The organism is Paenibacillus harenae (genome assembly GCF_030812415.1).
Classification (GTDB): domain Bacteria; phylum Bacillota; class Bacilli; order Paenibacillales; family Paenibacillaceae; genus Pristimantibacillus; species Pristimantibacillus harenae_A.
This window is the reverse complement of record NZ_JAUSST010000003.1, coordinates 919,452-935,435: the sequence shown is the minus strand read 5'-3', so window position 1 is coordinate 935,435 and position 15,984 is coordinate 919,452. Positions and strand designations below refer to the sequence as shown.

Sequence of the window (15,984 nt, the reverse complement as noted above, 5' to 3'; positions counted from 1 at the left end):
CCGTAAATACAGCAATCTATCTTGATAACCTTGACCAATGTCTGTATTTCTCGCGAAACGTAAGCTTTACCGCCAGAGGCCGGTGACAGCCGTTTACGTTGGTTAAAACATTTTGTAGCCGCCTCTGCGCAGCGCGCGAATGGCCCAGCCGCTTATGTACGCCCCGAAGACCGCGCCAATAACTGGAATATAATCGATCACCGTGTAATCCGCGAAGTTCTGAATCGTCGTCTTCGCCGATGCGTCCCATGGCGCCCACATGCCAAGCGGAATAATTCCAATAATGAATAAGTATAATGGAAACCATGTCGTCTTAAGAAGCATGTTCAATATGAAGCCGATCCCGAACAACATGACCATAAAAAGCACGGTCGCAATAACTAACTGAAGCATCCCAGACTTCTCCTTTCACACTCTCGATTCCTAGTTTAAATAATGGCAACATGGAAGTCAATTAGCGAAGGACAAATGTCACAAGACCGCCATTTGCTCTGCTCGGACGGATTACGATACAATGTTAGAAGTCAAGCCAAATGGAGAGGAGCATATATCCAACATGAGTGAAGCCGCACAAACATTAGAGGGCTGGTACGCCCTGCACGATTTCCGTTCGATCGATTGGACCGCATGGAGGCTAGCGGGAGAGGCCGAGAGAGGGAAGGCGCTCGATGAGCTTCAATCTTTCCTGAGCCAGTGGTCTGCAATAGAGGACAGCAAGCAAGGCAGCACGGCCGTATACAGCATCGTAGGTCAAAAAGCCGACTTCGTTCTGATGCACTTACGTGAAACGCTTGAGGAACTGAATGCGATCGAGACTGCGTTCAACAAAACATCGTTCGCCAGCTTCACGAAGCCTGCCCATTCGTATGTCAGCATCGTAGAATTGAGCAACTACATGGCCCAGCCGGGCAGCGACCCCATGCAAAATCCGGACATTATTGCCCGTTTGAAGCCGACGCTTCCAAAAGCGAACCATATTTGTTTCTACCCGATGAACAAACGCCGCTCCGGCAACGACAACTGGTACATGCTCAGCATGGACGAGCGCCGTACGATGATGCGCAGCCATGGCATGATCGGCCGCCAGTATGCCGGCAAAGTGAAACAAATCATAACAGGCTCGGTCGGCTTCGACGACTGGGAATGGGGCGTAACGCTGTTCGCGGACGACGCGCTTCAATTCAAGAAGCTCGTCTACGAGATGCGCTTCGACGAAGTAAGCGCGCGCTTCGGCGAGTTCGGCGACTTCTACGTCGGCAACCTGCTGGGCAGCAACAAGTTCGCCTCGTTGCTAAGCATCCAGGATTAACCTTCATTCATCCTAATGAGGAACCGTCTCCAGGCTCAAGGCCTTGCGAGACGGTTCTTTTTTGATACTATTCGATTCCCCCATGCTCCAAATAAGCCAGCGTACTTTCGACGTTAAAAATTATATCAGCAAAATAAAAAAAGCTTCCGCCTATGGCGGAAGCTTTCGTCGATTAGTCCTCGTCGTCGTTATCCTCGTCTTCATCGTCATCGTCCGCTTCAAGCCCCAGACGCTTGGCTTCCAAGTACTCTTGGGTAGCCCTGTCTCGCGCGCGGCTTTTGTCCTTCAGACGCTCGATAGCCGGTTGAATAAGAAGGTCAACTTCCTTCTGCACCGTATAAGCGAGGTCGTAGCGGGTTTGCGATTCCAGAAATGAGCCGACCTCCATCAGCGCGTTGTAACGGTCGAGCTCATCTCTCGTTAGCAAGCCGCGCACTTGTACGCTGCAGTGGCGCATTATAGGAACTTCCCTTTTCGAAGAACAAGCGGAATACCGCCGATAATGAACAAGTAGCGCAGGTCGATCAGCTTCTTCAGCCAAGCAGCCGTGCGGCCTTTGTATTTCTTGCCGAAAGCGATGCCGATCGCTTCGCCCTTGCCGAGCGACGCAACCGTTCCTTTGTTGCTGAACGTGAACGTCTTAAGCGGCTGGTTGCGAATCGAAGCCACCAAGTTATGGGCGCATACGACGCCTTGCTGCATAGCGATCTGCGCAGTCGGCGGGTATGGACGGCCTTCCTCGTTGAACATCAGCGAGTTATCGCCGACGATATAGATGTTCTCGTTGCCCGGCGAGCGAAGGAACTCATCGACCTTCACGCGTCCGCGCATCGTTTCGAAGCCGGCTTCCTCAATGAGACGGTTGCCGCGAATGCCGCCGGTCCAGATAACGGTTGCCGACTTAATCTCTTCGCCTTCGCCAACGATAACGCCCTCTGGCGAACATTCCTTAATAGCCGTACCGATACGGAACGTTACGCCCTTCTTCGTAAGTACGTCCATGCCGTACTCTACGAGTTCAGGGTCGAAGCCCGGAAGCGCTGTTGGAGCAGCTTCAATATTATAAATCTTAACGAGCGAAGGATCGACGTCGAATTGCTTGCATAGCTCAGGAATACGGTCCGACAACTCTCCGACGAACTCGATGCCTGTGAAACCGGCGCCGCCGACAACAAATGTTAAGTAATCTGTACGATGAGGCTCTCGTTTGTAACGAGCGAATTGATATTCAATATGTTCACGGATCAGACGAACCGAGTTAATGCTGCGGATATTCATCGCGTGCTCGCCTAGACCAGGAATGCCGAACGTTTCCGGTTCACCGCCGAGACCGATAACCAAGTAATCGTAGGATAGCGTTCCGTCTTCAAGGATGACCTTCTTGTCTTGCGGACGGATCTGTACAACCGTCGATTTGACGAAGTCGATCTTGAATTCGTCGATCAGCTTCGAAATGCTGACGCGTGCGTTCTCCGGATTGTCCGTACCTGCAGCAGGCATATGGAGATGCGTCGTAATGTAGTGATAGTCGTGTTTGTTAACCAATGTGACGTCCGCTTCGTTGTAATTCAGCTCTTTCTGCAAACGAAGTGCAGTCAAGACGCCACCGTAGCCCGCTCCCAGTATGACGATTTTAGGTATGTTGCTCATCGTATGATCCCATCCAATCCTAGTCTTTTTTCTCTGTGAAAAATTACACAAACCCATCCGAATATTTATAATGATACTTACAGTTTGCGCTTAATAACAAACATTTATCAACAAACGAACGGCTCGCGGCGAAGCCAAAACGATTAAAAATTGCTTATGCAATGGATGAAAAAAGCCGCTGCTCTGCTGCTCTATTTGGTCTCTACAGAACACTCCGTACTTAACATACATCAGAAATATTACATAGTTTTCATGAAAAGTTCAAGGGCAAAATATACGAAATTGTTTAGAGTTCTATCCAAATTAATTATTTCCTTCTTTCCTCTTGAAAGTTTATAATGAAAATCGTACGGATCAAGAACGGTCAGCATATTGGAGGTGCTCAAATTGCCTATTTCTAATCCATCTGTCAATCCTATCGATATCGTCATTATCGGCGGCGGCCCCGCTGGACTTTTCGCAGCCTTCTACGGCGGGATGCGCCAAGCATCCGTTAAGCTAATTGAAAGCATGCCGCAGCTTGGCGGCCAGCTTGCGGCGCTTTATCCAGAGAAGTATATTTATGACGTTGCCGGATTCCCTAAAGTTACAGCTCAAGAGCTGGTTGATCGTCTTAAGGAGCAGCTTCAGCTGTTTAATCCGGAAATCTGCTTGGAAGAGAAAGTGAACAATGTGATCAAACATGACGAGCGCCTCTTCGAGATCGTTACGGACAAGGGTTCACACTTCGCCAAAGCGGTCATCATTACGGCAGGCGTCGGCGCTTTCGAACCTCGTCGTCTTGAATTGCCCGAGGCTGCTACATATGAGAAAACCAACCTTCATTATTTTGTCGGTGATCTCCAACGGTTCAAAGGAAAGAAGGTACTTATAAGCGGCGGAGGCGATTCTGCGGTAGACTGGTCGCTCATGCTTGAACCGATCGCCGAAAGCGTAACGCTTATACACCGCAGAGATAAGTTTCGCGCGCATGAGCATAGCGTCGAGAACTTAATGAACTCATCCGTTAAAGTCGTGACCCCTACTGAAATTACGAAACTTCACGGCGAGAGCCGCATCGGTAAAGTTACGCTTACGAATGTGAAGACACTAGAAACTACCGAGCTTGAGGTCGATGCCGTCATCGTCAACTTCGGATTCGTATCTTCGCTTGGTCCAATCGCCGATTGGGGCATAAATATTCAGAGCGGTTCCATTGTAGTCGATACCCGCATGGAGACGAATATTCCAGGTATTTTCGCGGCAGGGGATATTACAACGTATCCCGGCAAGCTCAAGCTGATTGCCGTCGGATTCGGCGAGGCGCCTACCGCGATCAACAACGCTAAAGTGTACGTTGATCCAAGCGCCAAGCTGTCCCCCGGCCATAGCAGCAATATGAAGCTTTAGTCCGTAATTATAAATATGAACAAAGGGTATCCTAACCTTGGCCAATAATCATTCGCTATCGCATCATCATGCGCGGCGAGCCAAGGAGGATACCCTATGTTTTGTCCGGTATGCAACGGGCTTACGTCCATTCAAGAGCACTGCTCTTCTTGTACGGGATCGTTAATCGACGGAGGTCGAGTCAACGATTGGGTCGGACCTTATGCCCCGTACGAGCCTATTAATGAACCATTCGCGAATGAGTCCCTCGACCCGCTGGAACCGTCCTTAGCCCATTGCAACCATATTATATATTGCCCGACCTGTCAGCTGACGGCCGAGATCTCGGTTAACGAGTGGATTTAAGCTGCGTCTATTAGCACCGCTTGCACGCAAGAGATTATGCCGTAATTCTACTGGAATCCGGGTTAACCTTTCGGCGTTTCAGTTCCATCGCAAGCATTCGGATAAATTCCTGATCCAGATTATACTGGATTGCCGCAAAATAAGTGTCAATCAGCATTTCGTCAGAAAGCAACTCCATACCTGCACACCCTTTCTTCAAATAAAAATGATTAATAAGTTTTTTACTTATAACCAGGCTTATATTTCATCGGAATGAAAAACGATTCACCTATAGAGGATGTCGTTAGCCGGTTCATCTTCCATCCAATGGTTATTTCTTCTTCATAGTAGCATGGCACTATTTGAATGGACAACAGTCCCATTTATTAACATAACCTTGTGGATACTGTGTGTATAGTGTGTGTATACGCGTCGAAATATGAGGAATTACGGCGTGGATAATGTGGATAGAGTTATCCACAGGCGATTTCCTTATGACTCTTAATAAAAAACTTTAATCGAATTCTATAATTCTATTAATGGAATATATTAACGTCATTAGTTAGTAGATGTTTCCGCTTTCTTTTTAAGAGGGGGCGAGCAAACAAAATAAGGACTTCCGAGCTACCCGCACCCTTCCATCCTTACCGCCACCGCTAAGTTATATAGCTATTGAGGCCTAGTATTCACTTCGAAAATCCATATCTTCCCTTGCTTGTCAATGCCATAGTCATACCCTAGCCTGCTAACGCCTGGAAACCGGTTTTCTAGTATTTCGGTCGCGATAATCGTAAGCTCGCGCATCTTGCTCTTCTTCACTTCGACGAGATTATCCGAGAAAGAAGCGGCAATTCCTTTGGCAGCCGATATAAGCGTGCCGCCTTGGCGAATATTCGTCACGAACAACCCCTGCCTCGCAATTTTGCCGACAAACGCTTTGATCTTCCACTTATTTGCTTTCTTCACGTATTTGACTCGATAATCGATCGGCCTGCCGTTTACTTCCGCCAGAAAAATGCCCCGTTGTACGAGATAAGGCTTACCTTTGCGCTGTTTGTTAATCGCCGCGAGCAAGCTTTCGAAGTTCGCATAATATCTCGTTCTGGCTAAGTAGGTGAAAGCGTAACCGCTTTGCGTTCGGCTCACCTTCATAACCCCAACGCCGCCCGAGCCGGTGACCGGCTTAACCACAACCATCCAGTACGTGTTCAGCATCGATCTTAATTGACTCGCACCGAACGGCTTCGTAAGCGGAATATGCGGCGCCAAGTTCGGATGCGACAGCAACGCGAGCGTCTTCGCCCATTTGTTCGTAACATGCCTGGCTCTGCGAACACCCAACTCTATCTATCTCCTTCCCTACCTTATCATCCATAGCATATGCCGCCGATACACTTGTCTCTTGGATGAATGTAATAGGTTAAGAGCCTTTCTTGCATACTTCTTTTTTACTAGCATGCGGCAATGCTCCCCTGGATGGTCAATCAACAGAAAACGCCTCGGAAGCAAACAATAAATCCCCGCTTTCGCCTTCGCGACATAACGGGGATTTCATGGTTTAGCTGTAAGTTGTACGAGAGAAACCGGCTACTCGCCCTTCTGCTCCAGGGCAGCCCGCAGCTTATCGGCCAAGCTGTTCGCAAGCGGCGCTTGGTCGCTGTATTGCTCAACGAGCTTCCGCTGCTCTCGTTTATTCACGCGGCCGCCGTCCTTGTCCTCCAGCATCTCGATGACGTTGCATGGTCTGCACTGCGCATATTTGCCTGCCTTGCCCGTATGCATCTCCATCTTCTTATGGCATTGCGGGCAACGCTTATTGAGCAGCACCGGATCGGCAGAACGGCGGTAGCTGCATTCCCGATCCGAGCAAACGAGCGAACGGCCGCGCTTGCCTTTAATCTCAAGCAATGGCTTGCCGCAATCCGGACATTTCGAATGCGTTACGTTGTGGGGCTTGTATTCCTTCGTCTCGGCAATGACCTCGGATACCCATTTCGACGCTTGCTCCCGGATCGTCTTCATGAAGGCAGCCGCGTTTCCTTTGCCTTGCGCAATCCTTTCCAATTCATGCTCCCACTTCGCCGTTAATTCCGGACTGCGAAGCGCGTCGACAACGAGCTCGATCAGCTGCTTACCCTTGCCCGTTGGTACCAGGCGGTTCTGCGACCGGTCGATCGTATCGCTCGACAACAGCTTCTCAATAATGTCCGCACGCGTAGCGGGCGTACCTAACCCGTACTTCTCCATCTGCGTTAGCAATGTCGCCTCGGTATACCTTGCAGGCGGCAGCGTCCGCAGCTCTTTGATTTTACCTTGCTTGACGGCCACCGACTGGCCGGAAGCAAGCGCCGGGAGCAGTTGGGACTGCTGCTTATCGCCTCTGCCCCCGATTGAACCGTCGCTGTCATCCTCATCTTCGTCGTCGCCGTTCGCATCGGCAGCCGTGCCGTATACTTCCCTCCAGCCCGCTTCCTTAAGCGTCTTGCCTTTGGCATACAAGCGATGCTGGCCGACGGCGAGCGTAACGCTCGTCTCATCGTAGCGATACGGTGGGTAGAACAACGAAATAAACCGTCTAACGATCAAGTCATACAGCCTGCGCTCATCATTGCTTAGCTCCGAAAGCTGCACGAATTGCTCCGTCGGTATAATGGCATGATGATCCGTCACTTTGCTGTCGTCGACAATCCGCTTCGACACAGGCAGTTGGCTTCTAAGCAGCCTGCGGGCAAGATTCGTATAAGGTCCGACCGCGATGCTCTCCAGCCTTCCCTTCAGCGTAGGCACCATGTCGGAGGACAAGTAATGCGAATCCGTTCGCGGATAAGTCACGAGCTTATGCTGCTCGTACAGCTTCTGAAGCACGTTCGACGTCTGCTTCGCCGAGAAGCCAAGCCGCTTGTTCGCGTCCCGCTGCAGCTCAGTCAGATCATACGCCTGCGGATGCGGCTCCGATTTCTCCGTCGTGCGCAGCTTCTCCACCTTGGCGCTGCCAGCCTTCCCGATGGCTGCCGCTATCGCATCGGCCGCTTCCTTGCTCCACAGCCGGCCGTCATGCCCATCCTGCTCGCGCCACATAGCCGAGAAACCGTCCAGGTCTGCTCCGACGGTCCAATACGGCTTCGACTGGAACTGCTGAATGTCGCGTTCGCGATCCATCAGAATAGACAAGGTCGGCGTCTGAACGCGACCTGCGGATAGCTGCGCGTTGTACTTTGTCGTCAGCGCCCGCGTCACGTTGAGCCCGATCAGCCAATCCGCCTCCGCCCGGCATACGGCCGAAGCGTACAGCGCGTCGTAATCCTTGCCCGGCTTCAGGCTATTGAAGCCGTCCTTGATCGCCTTGTCGGTCTGGGAAGAAATCCACAGCCGCTTGAACGGCTTGCGCCAATGCACAAGCTCCATGATCCAGCGCGCGACAAGCTCGCCTTCGCGACCTGCATCGGTAGCGATAATAAGCTCGCTTATATCTTGCCGTTTGCATAGCTGGGCAACAGCCTTATATTGATGAGACGTTTCCTTCATCACTTTCAGATTCATCTTCGGAGGCAGCAGCGGGAGATCCTCGAGATTCCAATTGCGGTATTTCGGGTCGTAATCCTCCGGCTCAGCCAACGTTACGAGATGACCAAGCGCCCAGGTTACGACGTATTTAGGTCCTTCCATATAGCTCTTATGCTTCTGTCCGCAGCCAAGCACGCGCGCAAGTTCCTTCGCAACGCTTGGCTTCTCTGCCAATACTAACGATTTCATGCCGTATGACGCTCCATTCCTAACATCTTTTTATAACTCTGTTGCTCTATTATCCCGTCACGATACCATACGCTTTCAGCATGCGCAACGCATCGAACGTAATGAATCCCTTCCAATCCTGCTTCGCCTCCGGCCAAGTATCTTCATATTGCCCCCAAGTCCAGGTCGGCCACCACGCGCCGTCTTCTTGCTGCTTCGTCAGCATGTAAGGCAAATAAAGCCGCACGCTATCCTTCAGTTGTTCGTAATACATACTCGACGGCGAATCTGCCACCTGAACAGGCGTAAGGCAATAGCCTTCCCATTGCTCCGGTTGAACCGAAACGCAGCCCGCAACCATCTCATCGATCGCCGACTTCACCGCGCTCAGCTCCGAAGCCGGCACGAGCTCCGCGAACCGCAGACAGCATAATAGCTCGTGAAAATCTTTTTTCGTAGACTTGACGTTAATATGCGTTATAGCATGCTCCGTCAACTCGTCCAGCAGCGCGGCGGGCACCAATTCGGAGAACGCATGGAAGTACCCGACGATCTCGATTGCCGGATTTCCCCAGCCGTCATGCTGCTCGTTATAATTCCACCATGGCGCGCGCGGCGCCGATTCGACCTCGCGCGGGACGATGTCCCAGCCGCCCGGCTGCGCCGTATTGTACGTTTCGATCAGGAATCGGATCGCTTCCCGAACGACCGGCTCCGCGTGGCCAGCCTCGATATATATTAAATATTGCAGCGCCACCGTAGTCGCCAAGGCCGAAGATGCTTTACAGCGCGAATCCGGCTCAAGTCCATGGCCGAACCCTCCGTCCGTATTTTGAAACTTAGCCAATTCCTCAAGCACGGCATCCTTAGATCCGCCTTCGAATTCATGCGCGTACAACGCCCTCTCTAGCGGACGAGCCTCCTCCTTCATGAATCGAACAGCTGCCTCCCGATGTTCCTCGGCGATCGTCAATAAAGTCATGCGAACCACTCCTGTATTCGTAGTTATGAATCTCTCGGCAATTTGCCGGAAGCTGTATCCGTTCCGTTATAGAATATCGTATCCAATCGACCGCGGATAAGCAATGCCGGCCGCCTCTCTCTTCTATTTGGAGGTGATGTTGCCAATATGATATAGTAGTTTCAGTTTCATACCGTCATACCTACTATCATCCACCGCCTACGGGCTCGCAGGGAGCGTTGCAAAAATGAATCGTCGTTTTATCGTTACTTTAATCGGTATATTGCTAGTCTATGGCGGCCTATCCTTATATCTGGGATGGAACGGATGGGTCTATCTATCAGCCGTCTACGAGTGGAATCACGCCGGCCTCTACAGTGCGGTCGTCGCTCTTCTTGCCCTCGCTTTTATTATCGGAAGAGCGGGTCAAGCGACACTGATCAGACCGATTGCCGGACCGCTTAAGCTTATCGGCTCCTATTGGTTCGCGATTCTGGAGTACGGCGTTCTATTGTTCCCTCTTGCGGATGTCGTCGCTCTTCTGCTCAAACTAGGCGGAGCAGAGCGCGACGCATACGTCATTGGCACTGGCAGCGTCACATTAATCGTACTCCTGCTTCTATTAATCGTCGGAACGCGCAATGCCTGGTCGCCCGTCATCCGCCGCTATACGGTACAAATTCCGAAGCGGGCTGGCGGCAGAGAGAAGCTGCGCATCGCGATGGCTTCCGATATACATCTGGGGACGACAATCGGCAACGGCCATCTGCACCGTCTTCTCCATAAAGTCAAGCAAATTAACCCGGACATCATATTGTTGCCCGGCGACATTCTGGATGACGACATTGAACCGTTCATACGCCGTAAAATGGCTGAAACGCTCGGCAAGCTCGAAGCTCCGCTAGGCATATACGCCGTCACGGGCAACCACGAATATATCGGAGGCAAGGTTCCCGAATTCATAGCCGCCATGGACGCCATTGGCATTCGCGTGCTGATGGACGAAACGGCGCTCGTCGCAGACAGCTTCTATATTATCGGCCGCAAGGACAGAGCGTCCGGCGGCTTCCGCGCAGGCGGCGCCGGACGACTTCCGATAAGCGAGCTTATCGCTCCTCTGGATACTTCGCTTCCGATGATTATGCTTGATCATCAGCCTTCCGATCTGAAGAACGCCGCCGAGCACGGTATCGATCTGTCTCTCTCCGGCCATACGCATCGCGGCCAGATGACGCCGAATCACCTGATCACTAAGCGACTGTTCGAGCTGGATTGGGGCTACTTGAAGAAAGGCGGCCTGCACGCCATCGTTTCCTCCGGCTTCGGCTTCTGGGGACCTCCGGTTCGTATTGGCAGCCGCTCCGAAGTTCTGCAGATCGACGTCGAATTCGTCCCTGTCTAATCGTACGAAGAAGAAGCCGGACTCGGCCATCGTTAGATGGCTCGGGCCCGGCTTCTTCCCTCCTAAAGCTTATCTATTTCGTTTCCGGTTCGGATAGTTCATGGCCAGGATAAGCCATGGAGCCGGGAGTCGGCACGCCATAACCGATCTTGTCGGCCTCTTCCAACAGCTTCCTTATTCGATCCGCCGAAGACTTCCTAACCGTGTAAAGCGTACCCGATGCTTTGCTGTTAATGAACTGCATCACATTGTATTCCGGAGACGCATAAAGCCAGTACGTATCGCCGCCAAGCTTGAACGAATAGGGAGGAGCTGCAATATCGACTATGCCCGGCTTCTTCTTGGCGAACCGAACCGCATACTCGAATGTCTTCATATCGTCCTTCTCCGTCCAAACCATCTCCGTATTAGGCTCGATCTTATCGAAGTCGAGCATCCGGTGGGCAACGACCTGATCTTCCGTCACACGGAACAAATACAGCCAACTGCCAAGCGCCACGATAAGCACAACTGCACCGATCGCGAGTCCTTTTCTCATTGGAATTCCCGTCTCCCTTCAGTTCTCCCAACATCGCTAGCGATTATTTCTTGTTCGACAAAGCAAATAAATGAAGAATGGCGCACCGATACCCGAAGTAAACACGCCAACCGGAATATCAAGCGGCAAAAATGCCGTTCTCGCGATGAGATCCGCCGCCACGACGACAATGCCGCCGAACAGCGCAGCTACCGGTATGAGTCTGCTTGTCACCGGTCCAACCAACCTACGGGCCAGATGAGGCGCAATCAGTCCGACGAAACCAATGACGCCTCCCATCGAGACGGCCGAGCCCGCAAGCGCCGTATACGATACCCATTAAGACGATGGTCCCAGGCAAAAGGTTCCACACATGCTTCCAAGACGAGCCGTATACCGTCCCTATCAGCCAAATAAAAGAAAAGCTTGCCGAGTAAGCGGGACTGAACACAAGCATGAAGGTCGTAATCGCCGACAGCAGCGAAAGCAATGCCGATACCTACAGGCACAAGGCGAAAGCGCGAGCTGAAGGATGCTTCGCCAGAAGAACGATATGCCGAGCGAAAGAAGCGAAGCCTTCCGATCCTGGAGGCTTATTCGGTATGGCTCAAGCAACAGCGCTCTCAAACACTGCCGAAGAGTCTGGTTGGAAAAGCGATTGCTTACAGCCTGAATCAGTGGGAGAAATGGACTGCCTTCCTGAAGGATGGTCGGCTCGAGATCGATAATAATCGCCAGTGAGCGCTCGATCAAGCCATTCGTAATCGGGAGAAAGAACTGGTTATTTGCGAATACGTCTCGCGGCATCCTGCTCTCCCGATTCGGCGCTATCGACGGCTATAATCTGGACGGAGGCGGCTCGTCCTCGCTTGTTTTAACGGACAAGTCATCAATCATCCTTCCGACGGTGCGCTTCGACCAGTACCTACGAATTTCTTATTCTTCAAATAACAGTTTCCTTATACGCGCAAAAGCCCGGTTCCAATTAGGAACCGGGCTTTTGCGCTATTCTACTGACCTGAACACTTACAGACTAATGACTTTACCAGTGGCCTGAGCTTCGAAAGCAGCCAAAATAACTGCCAACGATTTGCGCCCTTCTTCACCTGTAATGCTAGGAGTTGTTTTCGTTGTGATGCTCGTTATGAACGCGTCGATGACGCCGCTTGTTTCCTGCTTATCGTTAGTAGCAATCGCACCCACGTTATAGCGCTCCACAGTTCCGTTACGAAGTTCGACGATAACTTGGTCCTCAGGGTCGGTACCGATCTTCATAACCCCATTCTGGCACCAAAGCACCGTGCTGTTGTCTTCGCCTTTATAATACGTCCAGCTTGCTACTAGCGTACCGATTGCCCCGCTCTTCATCCGCAGAAGGACGGTCGCGTTATCGTCGACATCTGTGCCTTCTTTATCGATCGTATCGATAAAGGCCGTAACCTGTGAAACCTCATCATTCAGCAGGTAACGGATAAGATCAGACTTGTGCACGCCAAGATCGCCCATTGCGCCCATAACAGCTTCTTCCTTGCGGAAAAACCAGCTTCCTTTGCCATCGATGCTCCAGCCTTCCGGCCCTGGATGTCCGAAGGAGGTCCGGAACGTAAGTACTTTCCCTAGCTCGCCTTTTTCCAAAATCTGTCTCGCTTTGGCATGAGGCGGCATCAAGCGCTGATTGTGGCCAACCATCAGATAGACGCCATTCTTGCGTGCAGCTTCAATCATCGCTGCCGCTTCTTCGTCCGTCGAAGCCATCGGCTTCTCAACAAGAACGTGCGCGCCTGCATTAGCGGCTGCAATTGCAACCGGCGCATGCAGATAGTTCGGGGTACAGACGCTGACAGCATCCGGCTTAAGCTCCGTTAACATATCCTCATAATTTGCATATGCTTTGGCGCCATATTGATCGGCGTATTTCTGCGCGCGTTCAACTATCGGATCACAGAAAGCAACAAGCTCAACGTTATCATTGGCGGCATAATCTGGAATATGACGGTACTTGGAGATGGAACCACAACCAACAACAGCTACTTTAACTTTACTCATCGTATAAAACTCCTCTATTTATTATGATGGATTAAGCTTTATGTCCGTTCGCCTTCAACCATTCCATGCTTGTCTGAACAGATTCCAGCGGCGGATTAGCGCAGCTATCCTGCTCCACAACTTGTTTTATGAATATCACCCCCTTTATCGGGTATAAGCCCCAGAATTTCATATTTTCACTTGCGCCTCAGTACCAGGACAAGAAAGCGGCGGCGACGGCTGAACCCGCTTTTCCATTCGGGTGCGCATCGTACTCGTCGGACATATATTCAGGCATAAGCAGGTTATCGCGTGGAGCGGCTTGAGAAAGCGTTACCGTCCTCGAACACCCAGCCAGGCGTCTGATTATGCCATACAAGCGTATGGCCTCTCAGACTCATACCGTTCTCGCGCGCGAAGCCGGCAATCTGGTCAGCCTCCTCAAAGGTATAGCGGTGCTCCTCCGGATGAAGTCTTTCGAACTTCATTTCGTTCTCGGCGGTCAAGCTGTTATAATGCTCCTTCAGAAGATCGCTCTGGCTGACAATCGTCCGTTTATTTACTGCTGTTCCAATAAGAAAATCGTTCCTGAAGGCTTCAGCTAACGAAAACCCTGTTTGCTGCTGTTCTTGTTCTGCCATTATGCCTGCACCCTTTCCATCGCCTCGTAATCAAACCAGTCAAAATAAGCCGGTGTTCTCCACTTTGCGCCCGTTACCCGTTGCATACATGGCTAATAATACACCGGTGAAGCCGCCCGCAACCTCCGCGCCAGCATCGCACATTCACTGGCTCCGAACCATACCGGCTTTTCATCAGGTTACTTGCTGTAACGGAAGTAATCGAAGTCGACATATCCGCCAGATTGCTTCGTTGCATAGTTAAACAGACCGATCCGGTAGCCTATTAAATGATCCAGTGTGTACCTCATCTGCAGAGGGCGGCCGATCGGCGTCCACTCCACTCCGTCAGTCGAATAATAGAAATAAGCAAGGTCAATACTGTTACGAAAATCAAAATCTATCTTCACATGAATCTGGCTGCCTGCATACCGGTGCTTTTCCACAATTTCCATACCGCCGTGCTGCGGTTCATCTCCATCATGACATAACGCTCGCCGTTATCCTCCGCCTGAACGCCAACCGTACCATATCCGCTTTGCAGTGCGACAAGACCGGCATGATCACCAGCTTTCATATCGGACAGATCCAGTACCGTACTTCCGCTGCATGCCGGACCTTCCGTCCGCTGGGTAAGGGTATTGCAGGCAAGCACGAGACGATCAGTGATTTGACCAGTCTCCAGACGCAGATAACCCGGCCGGGCTGTAACTGACCAACGCGTGTTGTCCGGATTATGGTTCCATTGCCAGTTCAAAGCCAGCTTGTTCTCTTCATAGTCGAATTCATCACTGATGACAATCGGCTTGGAAGCGGACTCCGGCAGATTCGCCTCGAAGGAGACCGGTGCTTTGCCGCCATTGCCGATAACCGGCCAGCCGTCCTGCCAGGACATCGGCAGCACGCATGAATCCGGCCAACAGCATCATGATCCTGGAATAAGAAGGTGTACCATTCACCGGAAGGCGTGTAGATAATACCGCCTTGTGCAACCCCCTTGTTGTGATAGCCGAGATCATCATCGAGAATTACTTTATATTCATAGGGTCCTAGAAGCTCTGTCGAACGGTAACACAACTCCCTGCGGCGTCTATGCCCGGTTCGCGGCCAATCAATGAAAAACAAATAATAATAGCCGTTCAGCTTATAAGCATGGCAGCCCTCTATGCGCAGCCCCAAGCCTTCCCGCTCCCCTTCAAGCAGAAGCTGACGGATTCCGTCAGGCTTGATCCGGGCAGCGTCAGCTGTTAATTCGGTAATATAGATGTTCCCGTTGCCGCTGAATACAAAGACGCGATCCTCATCAAACAGCAGCCCCGGATCATGCTGAAGCCCGTTGATGACCGAGCGCTCCCATGTGCCGTTCTCGATATCCCTTGTCCGGTAAATATAGAACTGCTGCCTATCGTTACAGGAAAAGCAAACATAAAAGGTTCCGTTATGATAACGCAGGCTGGAAGCCCAAGAGCCTTGCCCGTAAATGCCTTTGCCGTCTGAAAGATTGTGGGCATCATTGTCTTCGATCGTATCAAATACATAATTCACGATCTCCCAATCCTTCAGATTAACAGATTTCATAATCGGACAGCCTGGCATCGAATGCATACTGGTGCTGACCATATAAAAGGTATCCTCTACGCGGATCATATCAATATCAGGTACATCCGCCCAAATAATAGGGTTTGTTATAACGATGCTGCTATAACGATGCTGCTCATATGCAGTTCCCCTCTCCATTTATATTTAAAAGATTTATAGGACGTCTACCAACTGCCGTCGAACAGCAGATCGGTCTTTACGCATAGCTATCCCTTAGATATTAGCGTCACAAGGAAAGTTTAGTTCCCGCAGCCAGCTCCAACAACCCGCCGGATTGCGGCTCTATTACCCGTCAATTTATAGATTACTGGCTGTTATTTAACAAAGCTGCTGCAGAAACAACAACTGTCCATATATAAGCAACGTCAAGCTATAGGCCGCTTCAAGCTTTATATGTTTAAATACAATCTGACAACTCACATTTCAAAACCAGCCCTTAAGCGCGGTCACGAACAT

General features: G+C 51.1%; 14 protein-coding genes and 4 pseudogenes. 6 read left to right on the top strand and 12 right to left on the bottom strand.

The annotated features are described in order from the left end of the window. Positions 1–102 precede the first annotated feature (102 nt). On the bottom strand, positions 103–393 hold the full coding sequence (locus tag J2T14_RS14390) for a YuiB family protein (RefSeq protein ID WP_307206940.1): 291 nt from the start codon (positions 391–393) through the stop codon (positions 103–105). Positions 394–556: 163 nt separating this feature from the next. On the opposite strand from J2T14_RS14390, the gene hemQ reads away from it, so the two are divergent. Then, the gene (hemQ, locus tag J2T14_RS14385) at positions 557–1,309 is read left to right on the top strand and encodes a hydrogen peroxide-dependent heme synthase (RefSeq protein WP_307471782.1); all 753 of its coding nucleotides are present in this window, start codon (positions 557–559) and stop codon (positions 1,307–1,309) included. A 172-nt stretch (positions 1,310–1,481) separates the two neighbouring features. Here hemQ and J2T14_RS14380 read toward each other — a convergent pair whose 3' ends face one another. Next, positions 1,482–1,766 carry a hypothetical protein gene (locus J2T14_RS14380; RefSeq protein ID WP_307206936.1) on the bottom strand — a complete coding sequence of 95 codons (285 nt, stop codon included), beginning with the start codon at positions 1,764–1,766 and terminating at the stop codon, positions 1,482–1,484. Further along, positions 1,766–2,959 carry an NAD(P)/FAD-dependent oxidoreductase gene (locus J2T14_RS14375; protein ID WP_307206934.1) on the bottom strand — a complete coding sequence of 398 codons (1,194 nt, stop codon included), beginning with the start codon at positions 2,957–2,959 and terminating at the stop codon, positions 1,766–1,768. Before J2T14_RS14375 ends, J2T14_RS14380 begins: the two co-directional genes overlap by 1 nt. A 387-nt stretch (positions 2,960–3,346) precedes the next feature. On the opposite strand from J2T14_RS14375, the gene J2T14_RS14370 reads away from it, so the two are divergent. After that, positions 3,347–4,348, top strand: coding sequence for an NAD(P)/FAD-dependent oxidoreductase (locus J2T14_RS14370; protein ID WP_307206932.1), 1,002 nt, complete (start codon positions 3,347–3,349; stop codon positions 4,346–4,348). A gap of 96 nt (positions 4,349–4,444) precedes the next feature. After that, positions 4,445–4,693 carry a hypothetical protein gene (locus J2T14_RS14365; protein WP_307471779.1) on the top strand — a complete coding sequence of 83 codons (249 nt, stop codon included), beginning with the start codon at positions 4,445–4,447 and terminating at the stop codon, positions 4,691–4,693. 34 nt (positions 4,694–4,727) lie between these two features. Here J2T14_RS14365 and J2T14_RS14360 read toward each other — a convergent pair whose 3' ends face one another. The 4 genes from J2T14_RS14360 to J2T14_RS14345 form a co-directional block, all read right to left on the bottom strand. Next, entirely contained in the window at positions 4,728–4,871 is a 144-nt protein-coding gene (locus J2T14_RS14360; protein ID WP_307206930.1) for a sporulation histidine kinase inhibitor Sda, read from the bottom strand. 470 nt (positions 4,872–5,341) lie between these two features. Continuing rightward, positions 5,342–6,013 carry a YheC/YheD family protein gene (locus J2T14_RS14355; RefSeq protein ID WP_307471777.1) on the bottom strand — a complete coding sequence of 224 codons (672 nt, stop codon included), beginning with the start codon at positions 6,011–6,013 and terminating at the stop codon, positions 5,342–5,344. 246 nt (positions 6,014–6,259) lie between these two features. After that, the gene (locus J2T14_RS14350) at positions 6,260–8,425 is read right to left on the bottom strand and encodes a DNA topoisomerase III (protein ID WP_307471775.1); all 2,166 of its coding nucleotides are present in this window, start codon (positions 8,423–8,425) and stop codon (positions 6,260–6,262) included. A 49-nt stretch (positions 8,426–8,474) separates the two neighbouring features. Beyond that, positions 8,475–9,386: a hypothetical protein gene (locus tag J2T14_RS14345; RefSeq protein ID WP_307471773.1), complete on the bottom strand. Its 912-nt coding sequence runs from the start codon at positions 9,384–9,386 to the stop codon at positions 8,475–8,477. A gap of 226 nt (positions 9,387–9,612) precedes the next feature. Between J2T14_RS14345 and J2T14_RS14340 the strand changes: the two genes are divergently transcribed. Then, on the top strand, positions 9,613–10,767 hold the full coding sequence (locus tag J2T14_RS14340) for a metallophosphoesterase (protein ID WP_307471771.1): 1,155 nt from the start codon (positions 9,613–9,615) through the stop codon (positions 10,765–10,767). Between the two features lie 73 nt (positions 10,768–10,840). On the opposite strand, the gene J2T14_RS14335 is transcribed toward J2T14_RS14340, so the two are convergent. Further along, positions 10,841–11,305 carry a hypothetical protein gene (locus tag J2T14_RS14335; protein ID WP_307471768.1) on the bottom strand — a complete coding sequence of 155 codons (465 nt, stop codon included), beginning with the start codon at positions 11,303–11,305 and terminating at the stop codon, positions 10,841–10,843. A 36-nt stretch (positions 11,306–11,341) separates the two neighbouring features. Then, positions 11,342–11,584, bottom strand: a complete 243-nt coding sequence (locus J2T14_RS14330) for an iron chelate uptake ABC transporter family permease subunit (RefSeq protein WP_307471765.1) — start codon at positions 11,582–11,584, stop codon at positions 11,342–11,344. Positions 11,585–11,800: 216 nt separating this feature from the next. On the opposite strand from J2T14_RS14330, the pseudogene J2T14_RS14325 reads away from it, so the two are divergent. Beyond that, a pseudogene (locus tag J2T14_RS14325) lies at positions 11,801–12,089 on the top strand (IS66 family transposase); the annotation flags it as partial. Positions 12,090–12,095: 6 nt separating this feature from the next. Further along, positions 12,096–12,235, top strand: a pseudogene (locus tag J2T14_RS14320) (phosphodiester glycosidase family protein); the annotation flags it as partial. A gap of 75 nt (positions 12,236–12,310) precedes the next feature. Here the strand turns inward: J2T14_RS14320 and J2T14_RS14315 are convergent. From J2T14_RS14315 to J2T14_RS14305, 3 genes and pseudogenes are all read right to left on the bottom strand, one after another. Then, a complete protein-coding gene (locus tag J2T14_RS14315) occupies positions 12,311–13,330 on the bottom strand; it encodes a Gfo/Idh/MocA family protein (protein ID WP_307471763.1) in 1,020 nt (339 codons plus the stop codon). A 311-nt stretch (positions 13,331–13,641) separates the two neighbouring features. After that, positions 13,642–13,950 (bottom strand): annotated as a pseudogene (locus tag J2T14_RS14310) (endo-1,4-beta-xylanase); the annotation flags it as partial. A 179-nt stretch (positions 13,951–14,129) separates the two neighbouring features. Beyond that, positions 14,130–15,666: pseudogene (locus J2T14_RS14305) on the bottom strand (glycoside hydrolase family 43 protein). Between the last annotated feature and the right edge of the window lie 318 nt (positions 15,667–15,984).